Origin of the sequence: Bdellovibrio sp. HCB274, assembly GCF_047306075.1 — a bacterium.
Lineage (GTDB): Bacteria > Bdellovibrionota > Bdellovibrionia > Bdellovibrionales > Bdellovibrionaceae > Bdellovibrio.
Window position 1 is genome coordinate 1,333,701 of sequence record NZ_CP178623.1, and the last position, 16,708, is coordinate 1,350,408.

The window sequence follows — 16,708 nt, forward strand, 5'->3', positions numbered from 1 at the left end:
TTCTTCAGGCTACATCAGGAAACGTGGTAATTATACAACTATTTAATTACTCAGCCTTATACGAGCTATCATCAGCTTTATAACAGATGTACAAGTGGCGCACTTCGTAATAGGATGCGGCCATGGATTCAGACAGTTCAAAAAATCGCCCGGTTTATATTCCCTATTCAGGAACATTTCTTTTGGATATATCACTGCTTAACAAGGGCAGCGCTTTTTCCCTGGAAGAGCGATCAAATCTGAATCTGCATGGTTTATTGCCGGACCAGGTTGAGTCCATCGAAGAGCAAGCCTCCCGCGCCTACAGTCAGTTCAAGGTGATCAAAAACAATCTGGATCGCCACGTTTTTCTTCGTAATCTGCAGGATACCAACGAGACTTTATTCTATTATCTGGTCGTCAATCACATCACGGAAATGCTGCCGGTCATTTACACACCGGTGGTGGGAGAGGCCTGCGAGCATTTTTCTGAAATCTATCGCGCGCATCGTGGACTGTTTATTTCCTATCCGCAGCGGGATCGCATTGATGAAATGCTTCGCAACGTGACCAAGCAAAAAGTCAAAGTGATCGTTGTGACTGACGGCGAACGCATTTTGGGTTTGGGCGATCAGGGGATCGGTGGAATGGGAATTCCAATCGGTAAGCTTTCCCTGTACACGGCCTGCGGTGGAGTCAGTCCAGCTTATACTTTGCCGGTAGTTTTGGATGTCGGGACAAATAACCAACAGCTGATCAACGACCCCCTTTATATGGGTTGGAGACATCCGCGTATTTCTGGTGACGAATATTATGCCTTCGTTGACGCCTTTATCGAGGCCGTGAAACGCCGTTGGCCCGATGTGCTTTTGCAGTTCGAGGATTTTGCACAGAAAAATGCATCGCCATTGCTGAAACGCTATCGTGATGAAGTTTGCTGTTTTAACGATGACATTCAGGGAACTGCCGCGGTCGTGGTGGGAAGCCTGGTTGCTGCCAGTCGCGCAGCCGGCGGACAATTGCGTGATCAACGCGTGGTCTTTCTGGGGGCGGGTTCCGCAGGTTGCGGAATTGCGGAGCAAATTGTCGCACGCATGAAGCTTGAGGGCTTAAGTGATTCCGAGGCCCGCGCACGGGTGTTCATGGTGGATCGTTTTGGTTTGTTAACAGATAAGATGCCAAACCTTCTTGAGTTCCAGGCACCTTTGGTTCAGACATCAGAAAACCTGCAAAGCTGGGGAATGGGCGAGGGCGAAATTTCGCTTTTGGAAACTGTTCGCCACGCAAAGCCGACGGTTCTGATTGGCGCTTCGGCGCAGCCGGGACTATTCACTGAAGAAATCATTCGTCTGATGCATTCCAATTGTGCGCGTCCGATTGTGATGCCGCTATCCAATCCAACATCACGGGTTGAAGCGTTGCCTGAAGATATCATTCGCTGGACTGAGGGGGCTGCATTGGTGGCCACCGGAAGTCCATTTGCGCCAGTGTCTTTTGGCGATAAGATTTTCCCGATTGCTCAATGTAATAACTCTTATATTTTCCCGGGAGTGGGCTTGGGTGTTATTGCATCAGGGGCCCGTCGTGTGACGGATTTGATGTTAATGGCAGCCAGCGAGGCCCTGGCGGATTGTTCGCCTATGGCAACGAAGGGCGATGGCGTTCTGCTGCCAGAGCTTAAGGATATCGCGAAGGTGTCACGAAAAATTGCTTTCGAAGTTGGTAAGGCCGCTCAGTCTGATGGTGTTGCCATCACGGTTTCTGACGAGGAATTGCTGGCCGCTATTGATAAGAATTTCTGGAAACCCGAATACCGCGTTTACCGTCACAGAGCTGCGACCTAGCAGCTCTTCGTTACTGGTTATTGAACGACTAAAAGTTCGACGATTTATAAAAACCAGAATTTTCGCACAAATGCCAGTAAACTGATCCCTATGATTCAGGAACTTTGGCACACGTTTCCACGCACATTGGTTGAAAGAATTAATTCCTTGCTGGATGAGGCAGAGCCAAATCCGGCGAAGGCCTTTCAACTCTATAAAACCTGTCAGAGTGAAAATCTGTGGAATGATACTTTTGAGAAGTTTCAGAAGAAACTGAATTCATTTTACCAACTGCCAAAACACGATCGTCGTAAAAGCGTCATGGACCAGATGCTGGATGCTCCGATGTCGTCTATGACCTTCGAGGAGTTCCATCTAAATTTCAGAAACGGTCAGGTGGAAAACCGCTCGCTGTTGTCTTTGGCAAGCTGGACTCATCATCTTCTTCGTGTCGGCGGGAAGTATACGAGTGTGGTGATCGCAGAGGACGTGATCACGAAAACTTTAAATTACATCACTCATCCGCCTTTGTTTGAAAAAGCATCGAACATTGGTTTCGAGGATTTCTGCGATGCCTGGAAGAAAACCGTTTTTAAACTTTACGGAAAAAATCACGATGCCGAGTTAACCCGCATTGTTGGCGAGTTGCAGCTGCTGCACGCTCAGCTTATTCAGGAAGAAAAGCAACGCCAGGATCGTCCCGTGTTTGTGCCAGGGATTTACCTGACTCAAACAGAAATCGACTGGACAATGGCCGTCATGGAAGCGGCCGAGGAAAACCTGGAAATGCCCAAGTATCCGTTGTCCAAGGGCCCGCAGAAGCCGCGCTTGATTGAATTACTGCGAGTGGTGCAGTTGTATAAGATCGTGCAAAACACGAAGCTCCCGGAGTTTGTAAAGCACCGGGAAAGTATTCGCGCGACTATTCTGGATCGCTGCGAACGGCTGCTTGCTGACAAAGCCGCTTAAGTTTTCCCCTTAAAACCAATCCATAAGAGCTGGTGGCGGCTGGGAGCGTTATCGCCTGAAGTCATGTCTATCTCTCTTCTAGAACCTGTGCTCTATTTTCGAGTGATATTTTGCTTTGAAAATGCAGGGGGAATCGTGACTAAAAAGTCCGCGCGTAAACACTTATCACCAAGAACTCAGGCTATCCACGGGGAAGCACTTTCCAAATCCTGGGAGTTCTCTCATCACTTGATTCCTCCGATGACGGCTTCGACAACATTCCGTTTGGGTTCCTTGAATCGTGGTGCGCAAGGCTTTAGTAGTTTTGCCGGAGACTCCAAAGACAGTCCGATCTGGATTTACGATCGCCTGGAAGAGCCAACGACTAAAATGTTAGAAGACCAATTGGCAGTTTTGGAAAAAGGCGAAAGCGCCGTTACTTTTGGTAGCGGGATGGGCGCGATTTCCTCCACGTTGATGACGTTACTGAAAAATGGTCAACGAGTTATTGCCCATAAAACATTGTACGGATGCACTTACAGTCTGATCACCAACTGGTTGCCACGTTTGGGTGTTGAGCACTCGTTGATTGATGTGAACAACTTTAAGGTGTTGGAAAAAGAACTGAGCAATCCGCAAACGCGCGTTGTGTACTTTGAATCTGTATCCAATCCCATTTTAGAAATCGCCGATCTGGAAAAAATCACAGCGCTTGTGAAGGCCGCAAATAAGAAACGCAAGGCTGACGATCGTATCTACACTGTTGTGGACAATACGTTTGCGACACCTTGGTCCCTGCGTCCGATTGAGTGGGGCGTGGACTTTGTGATTCAAAGTTTGACCAAGAATATTTCTGGTTTCGGTACAGAAATGGGCGGAGCTGTCATTGCGCCGAAGACCTTTGAAGGTATGCTACGTGTAGCGCGTAAGGATTTCGGTGCCATCATTCATCCGTATTCTGCGTGGCACATCATGGTTTACGGTCTTTCGACTCAGGCGATTCGCTTTGAACAGCAACAGGCAACGGCTCTTAAGGTCGCCCAGTTCCTGGAAAAGCATCCTAAGGTGGAGTCTGTCACTTATCCTGGTTTGAAATCCCATTCGCAATATAAACTGGCGCGCAAATACTTGAAGTCTCCAGAAGATAAATTCTGTCCGGGGACTATGATTTCCTTTAATGTAAAAGGCGATATGAAACGCTGTCAGAAATTTGTCGACGATATCGCGCAAAATTCTTACTCGATCACTTTGGCGGTTTCATTGGGTTTGACTAAGACACTGATTGAAGTGCCAGGATTTATGACTCACTCGGCGATCCCAGAAGACAAGCGTGGTGAAAGTAAAATTGACCCGCGCGCGATCCGTTTAAGTATCGGACTTGAGAACTCCAAAGATATTATTTCCGACATCGAAGACGCTTTAAAAAGAATTTAATACATTGCCGTTGACGGAACTTATGGTTTCCGTCATAACGCCATCACAAGCTAGGGGTGCTTTCATGCAGGGTGCATGAAGGCTGAGAAATACCCTTTGAACCTGACAGAGATAATGCTCGCGCAGGGAAGTCGTTTGAATCACACCGCTTATCCATGCGGTTTCATTTCTGCGCATTTCCCTGAGTAAAGGAAATGCGATGGGAAAAAGTTTAGTTCTTCAAAAATATAAAATCAGACTTAGCATTGGGATCCTGACGTTTTTAGCGTGTTCCGTAAGGGCTGAAGAGCCCTCCATGGCTACGACTCTTGATACAGTTGTGGTACAGGATAAAGTCGAAGTGAATGCTTCGCTTTTAGGTTTTCAGGGAATGGAACTTCAAGCCCTGCCAGTCAGTGCACAAAACTATTCGGAACAGACTTTGGAAAAGAACCAGGTGCTGCGATTGGCGGATTTAACGACCTTGGAAGCATCGTTAAGCGACAGTTACAATGCGATCGGGTACTGGGACATGGTCGCGATTCGCGGATACGCTCTGGATAACCGCAATAACTTTCGCCGCAATGGTCTTCCCATCAATGCGGAAACGTCGATACCACTGGAAAACAAATCAGGAATTTTGGTTTTAAAGGGACTTGCGGGTGTTCAGGCCGGGGTAAGTACTCCCGGTGGTATCATTGACTATGAAATCAAAAAACCTTCGTCGCAAAAATTGCGCAAAGTTTCTATAGACCTTTCGGATTCAGGCGGGGTGCTGGCAGCAGCAGATGTCAGTGATGCGATCACAGAGCGCTCAAGTTTCAGAATAAATCTGGCGCAGGAGAATCTTTCGCCCCATTTAGAAGATGCCAAAGGCGATCGCTCGCTGGTGGCTGGGGCTGTGAGTGTTCGCATCGGCGAGCGGGGATTGCTGGATGCTGAGCTTGAGTGGGCGAGTCGGGCGCAACCCACTCAGCCAGGTATGAGTTTATTGGGATCGCAACTTCCGACGGTGAAGAATCCAAATATCAACTTGAATGATCAATTCTGGAGTCAGCCGGTAAACTTCGGGGCTTTATCTGGAAGCATCCGTTACGCTCAAGTCGTCACCGAAAATCTGGAATGGAATCTTGCCGCAGGCTTTCAGTCACTAAAGACCAATGACTATTTGGCTTATCCCTATGGGTGCACCAAAGAGGGGAATTTTGATCGCTATTGTTCGGATGGAACTTTCGATTTTTATGATTATCGTAGCGAAAATGAGGTTCGTGATACGGAGGCAGCGCGAGCCGGAGTGAATGGCCGATTAGACTTTGAAAAGTTTAAGCACGAATGGAATGTTGCGGTGTTGGGATGGAAAACCCGGGAGCGCTATCAACGTCAGGCTTATAATCTGGTGGGGGAAGGAACTGTTGACGGCACCGCGACAGTGCCACCCAACCCAACGCTCAATGACGAAAGCACCAATCGCGATTCTGGAAATCTGCAGCTGCAGTTGGCGGATGCCATCACGTTTGGCAATTGGACGGGGTGGCTGGGCGGCAGCTGGAATGGCATTCATCGCAGCTCCGTCAGAACTGACGGCAGTCGCGCCACCGATTTTTATCAGTCATTTCTTTTACCTTGGGCCGCACTCTCATATCGCTGGTCTTCGGGGATGATGGTGTACTCCAGTTATTCAGAGGGCATGGAAACGTATGTGATTCCGAATAGAAATACCTATTCAAATCCAGGCGAGTATTTGCCTGATGTGCGTTCTCGTCAGTACGAACTCGGCTTGCGTGGCGGGCAGGACTTAGCCTGGGCCGTGGCAGTATTTGATATTCATCGTCCGCTGGTGGCTGATCAGGCGCCACTGTATCAAGTGGATGGAGTGGATCGTCACACCGGTGTAGAGGTCGAGGTGAAAGGCAAGTGTGTTCGCTGTCAGTGGTATCTATCGGCGATGTTGCTGGAAGCAAAACGTGAAGGCAGCTCCCTGACTGCTGCCTTGAATGACAATGCTCCTGTGAACGTACCAAAGCAAACGTTGCGTGCGGGGTTAGACGCGAGTTTCAATTCAATGTGGTCGGCGAAAGGCCGTGCTGTCTATGAAGGGGAGCGCGCAGTCACCGCAGAGAACTCCATCATGATTCCAGGCTGGATTCGCTGGGATGCAGGTCTGGGATTCAGGAAAAAATTAAACGGCATTCAGCTCGATACTGAAATACTGATCGAAAACATCACTGATAATAAGTACTGGCGAGAATCTCCAACCCAATACGGTCACATCTATCTTTACCCGGGAAGAGATCGTCAAATTACTTTGAATCTCCAAGTACTACTCTAGAGAAAAGGTACGGCCTTACCTTTGCAAGTAAGTCCGTACCTCTGACATTAGTTTGCAGTTTCGGCACTGGCCATCTGATCTCTTTTACCGGATTTTTCCTCGACCGGTGTGATCAAATTGAACTTCGGATCGAAAGTGTCGAGCATTGAAACGAGTTCACCAAGTTTTCCATCTGACGACTTCATGCCGCCCATGATGGCTCCAAAATCCCGTGATGACATAGAGTATGTGGCGTCGTACTTATCACCAGGCATTGCCTTTCTGACGTGAAGAACGGAATTGTTCAGTTCTAAAGTTTGCTTTTCTTTGGAACCATTTAGCGTCAACCCAAGTTTCATGGTTTTGCCTGCAGCCTTGTCAGGATTTAGTCGTAGTCCTGTATAATCAATTAACATTGCCAGTGGCAGCGAGCGGGTATCAACAAATGGAGTTGCTTCGCCTGCTGTTCTGCCGCGTAGTTCCGCTGCTGCGGAAAGATAAACATCTCTCCATGGTCCGCTTTCAGCTTGGAAGCCCAGTTGCTCCAAAGCTGCTGCCTGTAGTTTTCGTGCATCTTTGTTGTTTGGTTCTGCATAAACCAGATGATTTACCAGTTCAGCGGTCCAGCGATAGTCGCCTTTGTCGAATGACTCGCGCCCCAGCTTAATAACTTTGGCTGCACCACCCATTGCAGAGATATAGCGCTTTGCCGTTTCAGTGCGTGGATGTCTGTGAAGAGTCGCGGGATTTCCATTGTAGAATCCCAAATATAACTGATACGTGGATTTTACATTGTGGTTTAGAGATCCGTAATAACCACGATTGTAAAACTCTTTGGCCAATGACTCAGGAAGTTTGATTTTCTCGGCAATCTCCTCGGCATCGTAACCCTGATTGGCCAGACGCAATGTCTGATCGTTGATGAATTTGTACATGTCTCGTTGCTTGGTGATGTGCTCAACAACCTTAGCATTTCCCCAGCGTGGCCAGTGATGGGATGCGAAGCTTACGTCTGCTTTTGAGCCAAACATATCCAGGGTGGTGTTTAAAGCCGTGGACCAGACATTTGGACTGCGAACTTTTGCTCCACGCAACGTGTATAAGTTGTGCATGGTTGAAGTCGCATCTTCAGAAAGGCAAAGGGCTTTCATTTGCGGAAAATAAAACAGCATTTCTGAAGGGGCCTCGGTCCCAGGTGCCATTTGGAAAACAACTTCAACACCATCGACGGTCATTTTTTCGCCAGTTTTAGAGATGATTTTATTTGGCGCAATAAGACTTGAAGTGCCTCTCGAAGTTGCGGGCCCAAGACCCGTTCCTAAATTTCCGATCGGGGAATTTTGCAAGGTTCTACCGTACATAAAATCAGCTCTACGTCCCATTGCATTTCCAGCGTACAGATTTTCGCTGACCGCCTCTTCCATGAAACCTTCGGGTGCAATAACCTGTACTTTTTTGGATTTAGCATCTGCTTCGTTGATAACACCCGCAGCTCCGCCGAAGTGATCGATGTGACTGTGAGTGTAGATCACCGCTTTTACCGGGCGCTTGCCCAATTTGTCATTGGCAAGTTTCAAGCCTGCGGCGGCAGTTTCGTTTGAAATAAGTGGATCGATAACTATCCAGCCGGTTTTTCCCTCGATCAATGTCATGTTGGACAGGTCAAAACCACGGATTTGATAAATTTTGTCTGTGACTTTGTAAAGACCATGCAAGCGAGTCAACTGGGATTGGCGCCACAGGCTTGGGTTGGTGGTATCTGGGGCGGAATCGCCCTTAACAAAATCAAAAGCGGCAAGATTATAAACGGTGTTTCCGTCTTTGTCTTTAATCATCGGATTATCTAGCGTCGCGATAAATCCTTTCTGCGCAAATTCAAAATCCTCTTTGTTATTAAAGTCCAGAAGCTTCGAATACTTCTGGTTTTCCCGTTTCGTATGGTCTGTGGCTTTTCCGTCGGGAAGCTCAGCTGCCTGGCTGATTGAGGTCGCAAATAGAACGGCGAGAGATCCTCGCAACAAGCGTTTAGTCATGTGTATCCTCCTAGAGATTCAATTGTTTATTAGGAGCCGAAGAACTGGAAATGAAGGGTGGACAATCTGCCGAAAATCATCAATAATGTTCGATGCCCTTAGAATGGGGCGACTGACAAAGGACAAAGCGTGTTTTTAACTCCCCTGAGCCTTCAAAATGTCTCTCAATTGCGTCATCCCAGCGAGCGTGTGTCTCTGGGGGAACAACGTGAATTCGCAGAGGGACTGGAGTTAATTGCGGATGGTGGCTTTGATGGTTATGAGATGCAAAAAAATGCATCAGGAACCATGCAGTTAAAAATCTTTATGGATGACCGTAAAGAGGACACCAAATGTTCTGTCAAAGTTTTGCAGGACGAATCTTCCGGTGTTTTGGATTTTCGCTGTGACAACTGCGGAACTCGCGGAGACACCAAAATCACCTGCTCCCATCAGTGGGCATCCTATGTGGTTTTGTGGCAGGCATTGACCCTTGAGGATGACGGAACTCCAGCGGACCCAAGAATTGAAAAGCTCTCTGAAGAACTGCGCGGTCCGCGCCAGCATCGTCAGCAGGGTTCCGAAGGTGTGTCGGAAACAACGGGTTTCCTGCAGTCTGTAACTTTGTATATCGAGGAAGCTCCCGTATTACGTGGCGAGACTTTAACCTCTCTTTTAAACGAAACTGAAAAGCCATACAAATTACTTGAAGTCAGTAAGGAGCAGGAAAGCCTGGCTCCGACGCTTTGGAATCTGCCTGATGTATTTCGTCGTAAATTGACTGCTTATTCTGAAAACTATTTCAATGAAGTGAATGAACAAAATCGCATCGCGGGTATGGTTCGTTATAACTTCAGCAATGGTGTGCAGGTTTCTGGCCGCGATATTTTGCGCCATGCTTTGTACAAGAATGTGCCTAAGGACCTATTGCCGCAGCCCCGTAAACCTGATTCCGCTTTTAACAAGTGGCCTTTGACTTTACAGCGCGACAATCTGTTTATCAGTCAGGCTTTGCGCGAAGTGGAAGAGATCATGCAAGTGGTGTTGTCCAATATCGCCACAAAATGCAATCAGGGTCAGCTTGAAGTATACCTTCAGGGTAAGAACTCACAAAAGTCATTGCCAGTTCGCTACATTGATTTTGACATGACCCGCGAATTCGAATGGCGCGTGGATTTCAAAGAACAAGATCAGCTTTTATCGGAATTCACTTTAACCAGTCCTGAGCGCAAAAAACCTTTCGCATTTTTCGAATCCTTTGCGTTTGAAGCTGAAGAGGGTGTTTTGGCTGTGCATCCCTGGTATCGCGAGTGGAGTGAATTCGTTCGAGTGCTGACGGATGTCAGCGAAGATGCTATGGCGTTCAGTCTGAGTTCCACAGACTATCCCCGTGTCGAGATCGAAGGGGAGCTTGAAGCCAAGCGCATGGTGAAGCACCTGCGTACGCGCGGAATTCCATTAAACATCACAGGAGAAACCAAGGTCCTGGAATCTTCTCAAAGCGTGATGGGTATTTATCTGAACGAAACCGGAAGCTTCTATCTTCAACACGAAGCCCGTGTGATGGGGCAAAAGGATCTGGCAAGATCCGGTTGGACCGCTCGTGCCTCATTGTATCTGCATGTCCTTTCTGAGGGCTTGCCTTATTTTCTGGGCGCTGATGCGAAAGACGTTGCGACGCGCGCTCGCGGGAAACGTGACTGGGATTTAAAACTGCTTCGTCACTTGGGTGTTTTACAGTATTTGACTCTGGAAATTTTGAACTGGCATTTTGCCGGTGAACTAACGGATGGTCGTATCGTCGAAGAAGACGAGATATTTAAAATGCTTCAGGAAAACATTCAGGCGATTTTGGTCAGCGGAACAGGTGTGGTTCTGGCCCGTGACATGTCTTTGAATGAATTGTGTTCGCGAAACGTCCTGGTTTACTTCGATGACTATGTCACCAAAACTTTGCAAGCGATCAAAACCAGCGAGTCTTTCTATTCCGAATCCGGTGAAGTGATCCTGGAAGGTGCCGTCGAGCGTGAGTTCCGTTTGATCTATGAAATGTTAAAGCGTCTGGTTGCGACAACCAGCGGGGATGCATTTAAAAAATCGCGCACTTCGTTTTTGTCAAAAATCTGGAATGGGGATCCGGTACAGGATCCCACTTTGCGTACGGGGCTGTTCCAATTCCCGAATGTGCGTAAAGAATCATCTCACACGCACGATACGATTGAATCCCTGCAGTCTCTTTTGCCTCATGGCTTTAAGATCTACTACAAGGGGCAGATGCTTCAGGAACTTTCCGAAGATGACTTCCAGGTGGATTTCCTTTTGACCAGTGATGCTTCTGAAAAGTATTTCAATTGGTTTGAACTGAATCCTAAATTTTTCCTGAAAGGTCAGGAAATTGACGCCCAGGCGATGTCAGGTTTCGGTGGCGGCGGTGTGATCGAGTACGATGGTAAATTGTATCTGGTTCCTAAAAAACAAATGCCAAGCCTGCGCCGGTTGGAAAATTTCTGGCGTAAACTTCAGGGCGGCAAAACTGAAACAAAAACCAAAGGTGGAATCGGGGAGCGCGTTTACAAACTTCCTCGCCATCAAATTTTGGAACTTTTGGCATTGCGTTCTTCCGGTGTTGCGATTCGCGGGGATCACGAATGGAAGAAAATTTGTGATTTTTATGACGGTCTTGGTAAAGAGCCGCGTAAATTCAATCTTCCAAAAACCATGTCTGCTGAATTGAAGCCGTATCAGGAATACGGTGTTCAGTGGCTGCAGGATTTGTACAATTTGCGCCTTGGTGCTTTGCTGGCGGATGATATGGGTCTGGGGAAAACCCTGCAGACCCTGACCTTTTTGGAAGATCTCAGAATCCAAGGTCAGTTGGGACAGGTTCTGATCGTGGTTCCATCCAGTTTGATTTTCAACTGGCAAAGCGAAGTGCAAAAGTTCACCCCGGAACTTCCTTTGGAAGTGTTTTCCAATAAAGACCGCGACCGCCTGGGTAAGAAATTGTTCACCGGTCAGGATTGTGTGCTGATCACGACCTATGGTCTTTTGATGGAGCATGAGGATTTCCTTGCTCAAGTGCGATGGAAAACATTGATCTTCGATGAAGCGCAAAACCTTAAGAATATCACGACGAAGCGAACCAGTGCGGCGCGCTCCCTAAATGCACAGTTTAAAATCTGTCTGACGGGTACACCGATGGAAAATCACTACGGGGAGTTCTACTCCCTGGTGGATATCCTGGTTCCGGGCAGCCTGGGTAAAATCGAAGACTTCCGTCGTCAGTTTGTGAATACCGAAATGGTCACACGCGAGGAAATGGAAGATCTGAAACTTAAGATCAAGCCATTGCTATTGCGCCGAACTAAAAAAGAAATTTTGGATCAATTGCCGGAAAAGCAGGAGACCAAAATCAGCGTGGCCTTCGAAGACAAGCAGATGGAAATCTATCGCGATATCGCTCTTTCTTATAACCAGAAAGTTCAGGAAGCGATGACAACGAATGGTGAAGCCAGCGTGCAGCTGCAAATGCTGACAGCACTTCTGCGTTTGCGTCAGGCGTGTTCTGATCCGGCGGGCTTACCGAATGTTCGTTATGAAAAAGTTCCACCAAAGCTTGAAACCTTGCTTGAGTCCATAAATGAAATCGTGGAATCGGGGGAGAGTGCTCTGGTATTCACGCAGTTCCTGCAAACTCTGGAGCACACGGCGCGTTTGCTGGAGGCTGAAGGCATTCCGGTCTTTGTTCTGCACGGGGGAATTCCCACGGCGCAAAGACAGAAGATCCTGGCGGCATTCAATGCCACTCAAGGCGGCGCAGTGCTGGTCATGACTTTGAAAACAGGTGGTGTGGGTCTGAACCTGACCAAAGCCAGCTACGTGTTCCATTTGGAGCCGTGGTGGAATCCATCCGTCGAAAATCAAGCAACGGATCGTGCGCATCGCTTGGGACAAAGCAAAGCCGTCCAGGTATTCCGCTATATCATGCATGAATCCTTGGAAGAGAAAATCGAAGTTCTGAAAAACCGCAAAGGCGTAAAATTTCAAAACCTATTCGGTAATGCAGAATCGGCAGCAGACCTTGGCGGCAACGCAAGTGGTGCTTTGTCCAAAGAAGACTTCGACATCCTTCTCGGCCTCAAATAACCAAAAGGTACGCCGTACCTTTTGGGGGTGCGGCGCATTTTAGAAAGGTACGGAATACCTTTTTATTTCAGGATTTTTACTTGGAATTTTTGCGCTTTGATTTTGCCATTGCGAAGACTATTCAGCGCGTGGTTGGCGCTGTCAGATCGGACAGCGACATAAGAGTAAGTGTCATGCATTTCAATCTTACCGATATCAGCAGCTTTTAAACCACCGGCAGCACCAGTTAAGGCACCCAGAATGTCGCCAGGACGGATTTTATTTTTACGTCCGCCAGAGATCATCAGGGTTTGCATCGGAGATTGTTTCCACTCCCAATTTAAGCCGAACTGGTTTTTAAAACCCAAGGCAGGTTTTTGAAACTTACGACCCGTGATCTGTTCAATTTCGATGAGCTTTAATGTATCGCGAGCAGAAATCAAGGTAACCGCGACGCCGGATTTTCCAGCGCGGCCTGTTCGTCCAATGCGGTGAACGTAAGTTTCAGGTTGCAGCGGGAAATCATAGTTAATAACCAGTTCCAGGTTTTCGATATCAAGTCCGCGGGCTGCAACATCGGTGGCCACCAAAATTTTAGCGCTGCCATTTTTAAACATGGCCATAACACGTTCGCGATCGCGTTGTTCCAGATCTCCGTGCAAGCACGTGACACTCGCTTTCAGATCCAAAAAACGGTTCATAAGATCATTCACAGAGTTTTTGGTGTTACAGAAAACAATGCAGGATTCAGCCTGATGCTGTTGCAAAACTCGCATCAAATTATCGGCCTTATTGCTTTCTTCAGAATCGTAAGTGACCTCTTCAATTAGCAACGACTCAGGAGCTTCCTGAATTGTGACCCGGGCAGGATTTTTTTGATAGCGACGACTAAGATCTAAAACCGCTTCTGAAAAAGTGGCTGAAAACAGCACGGTCTGTCTTTGTGTCGGAAGCTCCTTCATCAGGTTTCCAATTTCCACGATAAAGCCCATATCAAACATCTTATCGGCTTCATCCAGAACAACAGTTTTTACGTCTTCCAGGAAAAGGCGCCCCTTGCTGGCTAAATCAAGAATACGGCCCGGAGTGCCGACAACGATCTGCACTCCTTTTTCAAGTTCCTGCTGTTGTTCGCGCCCGGTTTGGGCACCACCCGTGAGCGACATTGTCTGCAGGCCCACGAGCTTTCGACCCAAACGGCGAACTTCGGTTAACACCTGAGTGGCCAATTCGCGAGTCGGGCAGATAATCACCGCTTGAACAGTTTTTTGATTCAACTCAAGTTGATTCAGAATTGGAAGAATGAAGGCAGCGGTTTTACCGCTGCCAGTTTTTGACTGACCAATAAGGTCTTTGCCGGTCAATAGGGCGGGGATGCTTTGCTCTTGAATAGGTGTCATTGTTTGAAAGCCCAGCTCTTGCACGACGGCTAATAGCTCAGGTTTCAAATTCAGGTTTGAAAATGCGTTTCGTGTATTCAATTAAAGCTCCCGGAATTCCGCCAATATAGCAGAACTACCGGGAAATTTCTAGTTTTGAAGGTTGCCGAGGGCTTGAAGCCAAGGGCTCGTAATCTTTGACAATTGCACGACGCTTTCAACCGGTAGATGCGGAGCCAGCTCCATTAAAGCAACCAAAGTGGCAACTTTTTGAGGAAAATCCAGTTTACTGCCGTCGCCATTTACATAGAACTGCTCTTCAGTGCTGAACAGCTGTTTGTTCATGGCATAGTAGATTTCCTGGGCACTCCAAAGATAGGCATCAATCTTCGTGATCTTCCAGGCCGCAAGCAAGGCGCGAATGGCATAGGCTTGCTCGTAAGCGCGATAAGGAACCAGATTCGAGCGTTTGAATTCCTTTAGAATGTACTGGGACTGAACCAAAGATTCATCGTTCACAAGTTGATTGGAAATAAAATTAGCCAACGACAAAATCAAAAGCTTGATATCTTTACGTCCCTCAACCAGTTCATCCAGGTTAGAGCGGCCCGATTCATCTTTTTCCGTCAAAATAGTGGACTTGGTTTTTTCCACTCCGTCGGTAGCATTTAGGAATTCGACCAAAGATAATAGGAATTTAGAAACGTCGACAGAGCGTACGATGTTGGACTTTACGCCGTCCTTCATATCAACGATTCCACCCATGATGGCAGTTTCGCTGCTGGTCGCGTACTGGTCAGCCCAGATGATATTGTTATCCAAAGTCACCAGGAAAACCGGTGTGGCTTTTTTTGTGATGTCTTTTAAAAGAACTGCGATATCGCCGACGTTCAAAGCAAAGAACATATCTTTCGGGAACAGGGTGCGTTTTAACTCAGGAGAGTTCAGATGAGGCACCAGTTCTTGCGCGGTGATCGAGCTTAAATGCTTATCAAAGCTGCTGACCTTCCAGTCGGCAGTGATCTTAAGCATGTGGCTAAGACCTTCGATTTGTTCTGCAAAATAGGCAGCCGAAAAATCCTTGGCGTAATCCATCCCCGGGTTCACGTGGAAAGGATCCTGCAAAGTCACTTTATCAGGAATGCGATAAGAAAATGTCGTTTCCGACAGGCGCATCAGATCCAGGGGCTGTTTGGTTTTTTCAACCGGAGAAAGCAACGCCGGAACCAGACGGTCGTTAATGTCACGATACCCACCAATGGTAATCAGCTTATTGACCTGGGAAAGTGCTGTCTGCAAACCCAAATCTGCATCAGTCGTATTTTCCATCAAAAGCGAGCGGGCCATAATGGACGAGCCTGCCGTATTGGCTTGCAGGGTCGCAGGTGAGCCCAGGCTTGCAATAGCCATCGGCGCACCTTTGGAAAGATTCAGTTGCACAGTCGGAGTTTCAAAACCCGCCACCATGCCATCGTACTTAGTCAGTTTCTTCTGTGACCAGGTCTGCAAAAGTTTACGGACGTAAGGCTCGTAATTATTTTGCACCTCACGCAGTTGTACGGATTTTTTATCGATACCAGTATCGATATTATCAGCAAACATAGCAGGAATATCGCGAATGAAGTTCAGCGCGAATTGTTCGACAAAAGTAACCAGATAGGTACGGGCAGCATCGTTCAAAAGGGTACGGATCTTCATCACGCCGAATTTTTCGATTTTAGGCAGGATGAAGACTTTTTTGGCGATACCGTCAATAATACCACCGCTGCAACCGGGAGTGCGCAGGCATTGCAATTCCTTGTCATCCTGGCGGCGCAAGAAACTGTAAAGGTCATCATTGGCGGGCTTGAAATATTCCGTGCGCTCGTCGGGAGTCAGCATTTTCCAAACATCGACCAACACCGTCAGGGCGCCCTGGGAATCACGAATGCGTTCGACTCCCTGACCGACCATCATGCCTTGGTTCAGTTGGCGGGCCATTTCCTGATCCAATTCCACTTCGAAATCAGTGATCAGGTTCTTAATCAGCGTTAGATTGAAATAGAAATTTGTGGAGCTATAAAACTTTTCCGTGAAATCAGCGATTTTGGCAAAGTAGGGCTTGGTTTGCAAAGTGATCTCAGAATGCAGACCTTCCTCGACAGGGGGAGTAAGCCCCAACAAGTGAAGTTGTCCCAGGAAGTGTTCCGTAAAATACTCTACTTGCTTGATCAATACATCCACACGAACGGGACGAGTCGCCCACGGATATGCCTGGGCCATTTTCAACAAGTGGGCGCGAACTACTGATTTTGCCTTAACCAGATCGACAAGAACTGCATCCAGAGTTTCCGTCACTTCAACTTTGGTTTGCGCTGTTGCCAATGCCGCGTAGGGAGCTTGCGCTAAAGCCTGGTAGGAAGCCGTCTTGGGTTGCGCATAAAACTTCTTGATCCAGGTAATACCCTTATCACGAAGTTTCGAGTTCTGAGTCAGAACTCCCAGATTATAAACATTCTGTGCCTGTCGGAAAAAGTTGGAAGTCGAAACTTCCCCGGTCCAATTCAAATCAAGCTTGCTTACATCTGATTCGCGCAGTCGTTCACGCAAATTCACATCCGAATAGCGAGGTCCAAAGGACTGAACGCCTCCACCTAAATTCGGAGATTGTACCTTGGGAGCACACGCCGTCAAAAGCAGGGTCGTTGATAAAACTATACGTAATGTTTTTTTCATACGACC

General features: G+C 47.6%; 8 protein-coding genes and 1 riboswitch. Of the genes, 5 read left to right on the forward strand and 3 right to left on the reverse strand.

The window, feature by feature from the left end:
* The first annotated feature begins 122 nt into the window (after positions 1-122).
* From ACLWNV_RS06570 to ACLWNV_RS06585, 4 genes are all read left to right on the forward strand, one after another.
* Positions 123-1,823: an NAD-dependent malic enzyme gene (locus ACLWNV_RS06570; protein WP_413587133.1), complete on the forward strand. Its 1,701-nt coding sequence runs from the start codon at positions 123-125 to the stop codon at positions 1,821-1,823.
* 90 nt (positions 1,824-1,913) lie between these two features.
* Positions 1,914-2,771 carry a hypothetical protein gene (locus ACLWNV_RS06575; RefSeq protein ID WP_413587134.1) on the forward strand — a complete coding sequence of 286 codons (858 nt, stop codon included), beginning with the start codon at positions 1,914-1,916 and terminating at the stop codon, positions 2,769-2,771.
* Positions 2,772-2,906: 135 nt separating this feature from the next.
* Positions 2,907-4,184 (forward strand): trans-sulfuration enzyme family protein, encoded by a 1,278-nt coding sequence (locus ACLWNV_RS06580; protein WP_413587135.1) that lies wholly within the window; start codon positions 2,907-2,909, stop codon positions 4,182-4,184.
* A 42-nt stretch (positions 4,185-4,226) separates the two neighbouring features.
* A riboswitch (TPP riboswitch) is annotated at positions 4,227-4,330 on the forward strand.
* A gap of 149 nt (positions 4,331-4,479) precedes the next feature.
* Positions 4,480-6,492 carry a TonB-dependent siderophore receptor gene (locus tag ACLWNV_RS06585; RefSeq protein WP_413587136.1) on the forward strand — a complete coding sequence of 671 codons (2,013 nt, stop codon included), beginning with the start codon at positions 4,480-4,482 and terminating at the stop codon, positions 6,490-6,492.
* Positions 6,493-6,539: 47 nt separating this feature from the next.
* On the opposite strand, the gene ACLWNV_RS06590 is transcribed toward ACLWNV_RS06585, so the two are convergent.
* Complete coding sequence (locus tag ACLWNV_RS06590) at positions 6,540-8,504, reverse strand: alkyl/aryl-sulfatase (RefSeq protein WP_413587137.1); 1,965 nt, start codon at positions 8,502-8,504, stop codon at positions 6,540-6,542.
* Positions 8,505-8,633: 129 nt separating this feature from the next.
* Between ACLWNV_RS06590 and ACLWNV_RS06595 the strand changes: the two genes are divergently transcribed.
* Positions 8,634-12,629: a DEAD/DEAH box helicase gene (locus ACLWNV_RS06595; RefSeq protein ID WP_413587138.1), complete on the forward strand. Its 3,996-nt coding sequence runs from the start codon at positions 8,634-8,636 to the stop codon at positions 12,627-12,629.
* A gap of 62 nt (positions 12,630-12,691) precedes the next feature.
* Here ACLWNV_RS06595 and dbpA read toward each other — a convergent pair whose 3' ends face one another.
* Together dbpA and ACLWNV_RS06605 are read right to left on the reverse strand one after the other, a co-directional pair.
* Positions 12,692-14,089 (reverse strand): ATP-dependent RNA helicase DbpA, encoded by a 1,398-nt coding sequence (dbpA, locus tag ACLWNV_RS06600; RefSeq protein ID WP_413587139.1) that lies wholly within the window; start codon positions 14,087-14,089, stop codon positions 12,692-12,694.
* Between the two features lie 48 nt (positions 14,090-14,137).
* Positions 14,138-16,702: a hypothetical protein gene (locus ACLWNV_RS06605; protein ID WP_413587140.1), complete on the reverse strand. Its 2,565-nt coding sequence runs from the start codon at positions 16,700-16,702 to the stop codon at positions 14,138-14,140.
* Positions 16,703-16,708 lie beyond the last annotated feature (6 nt).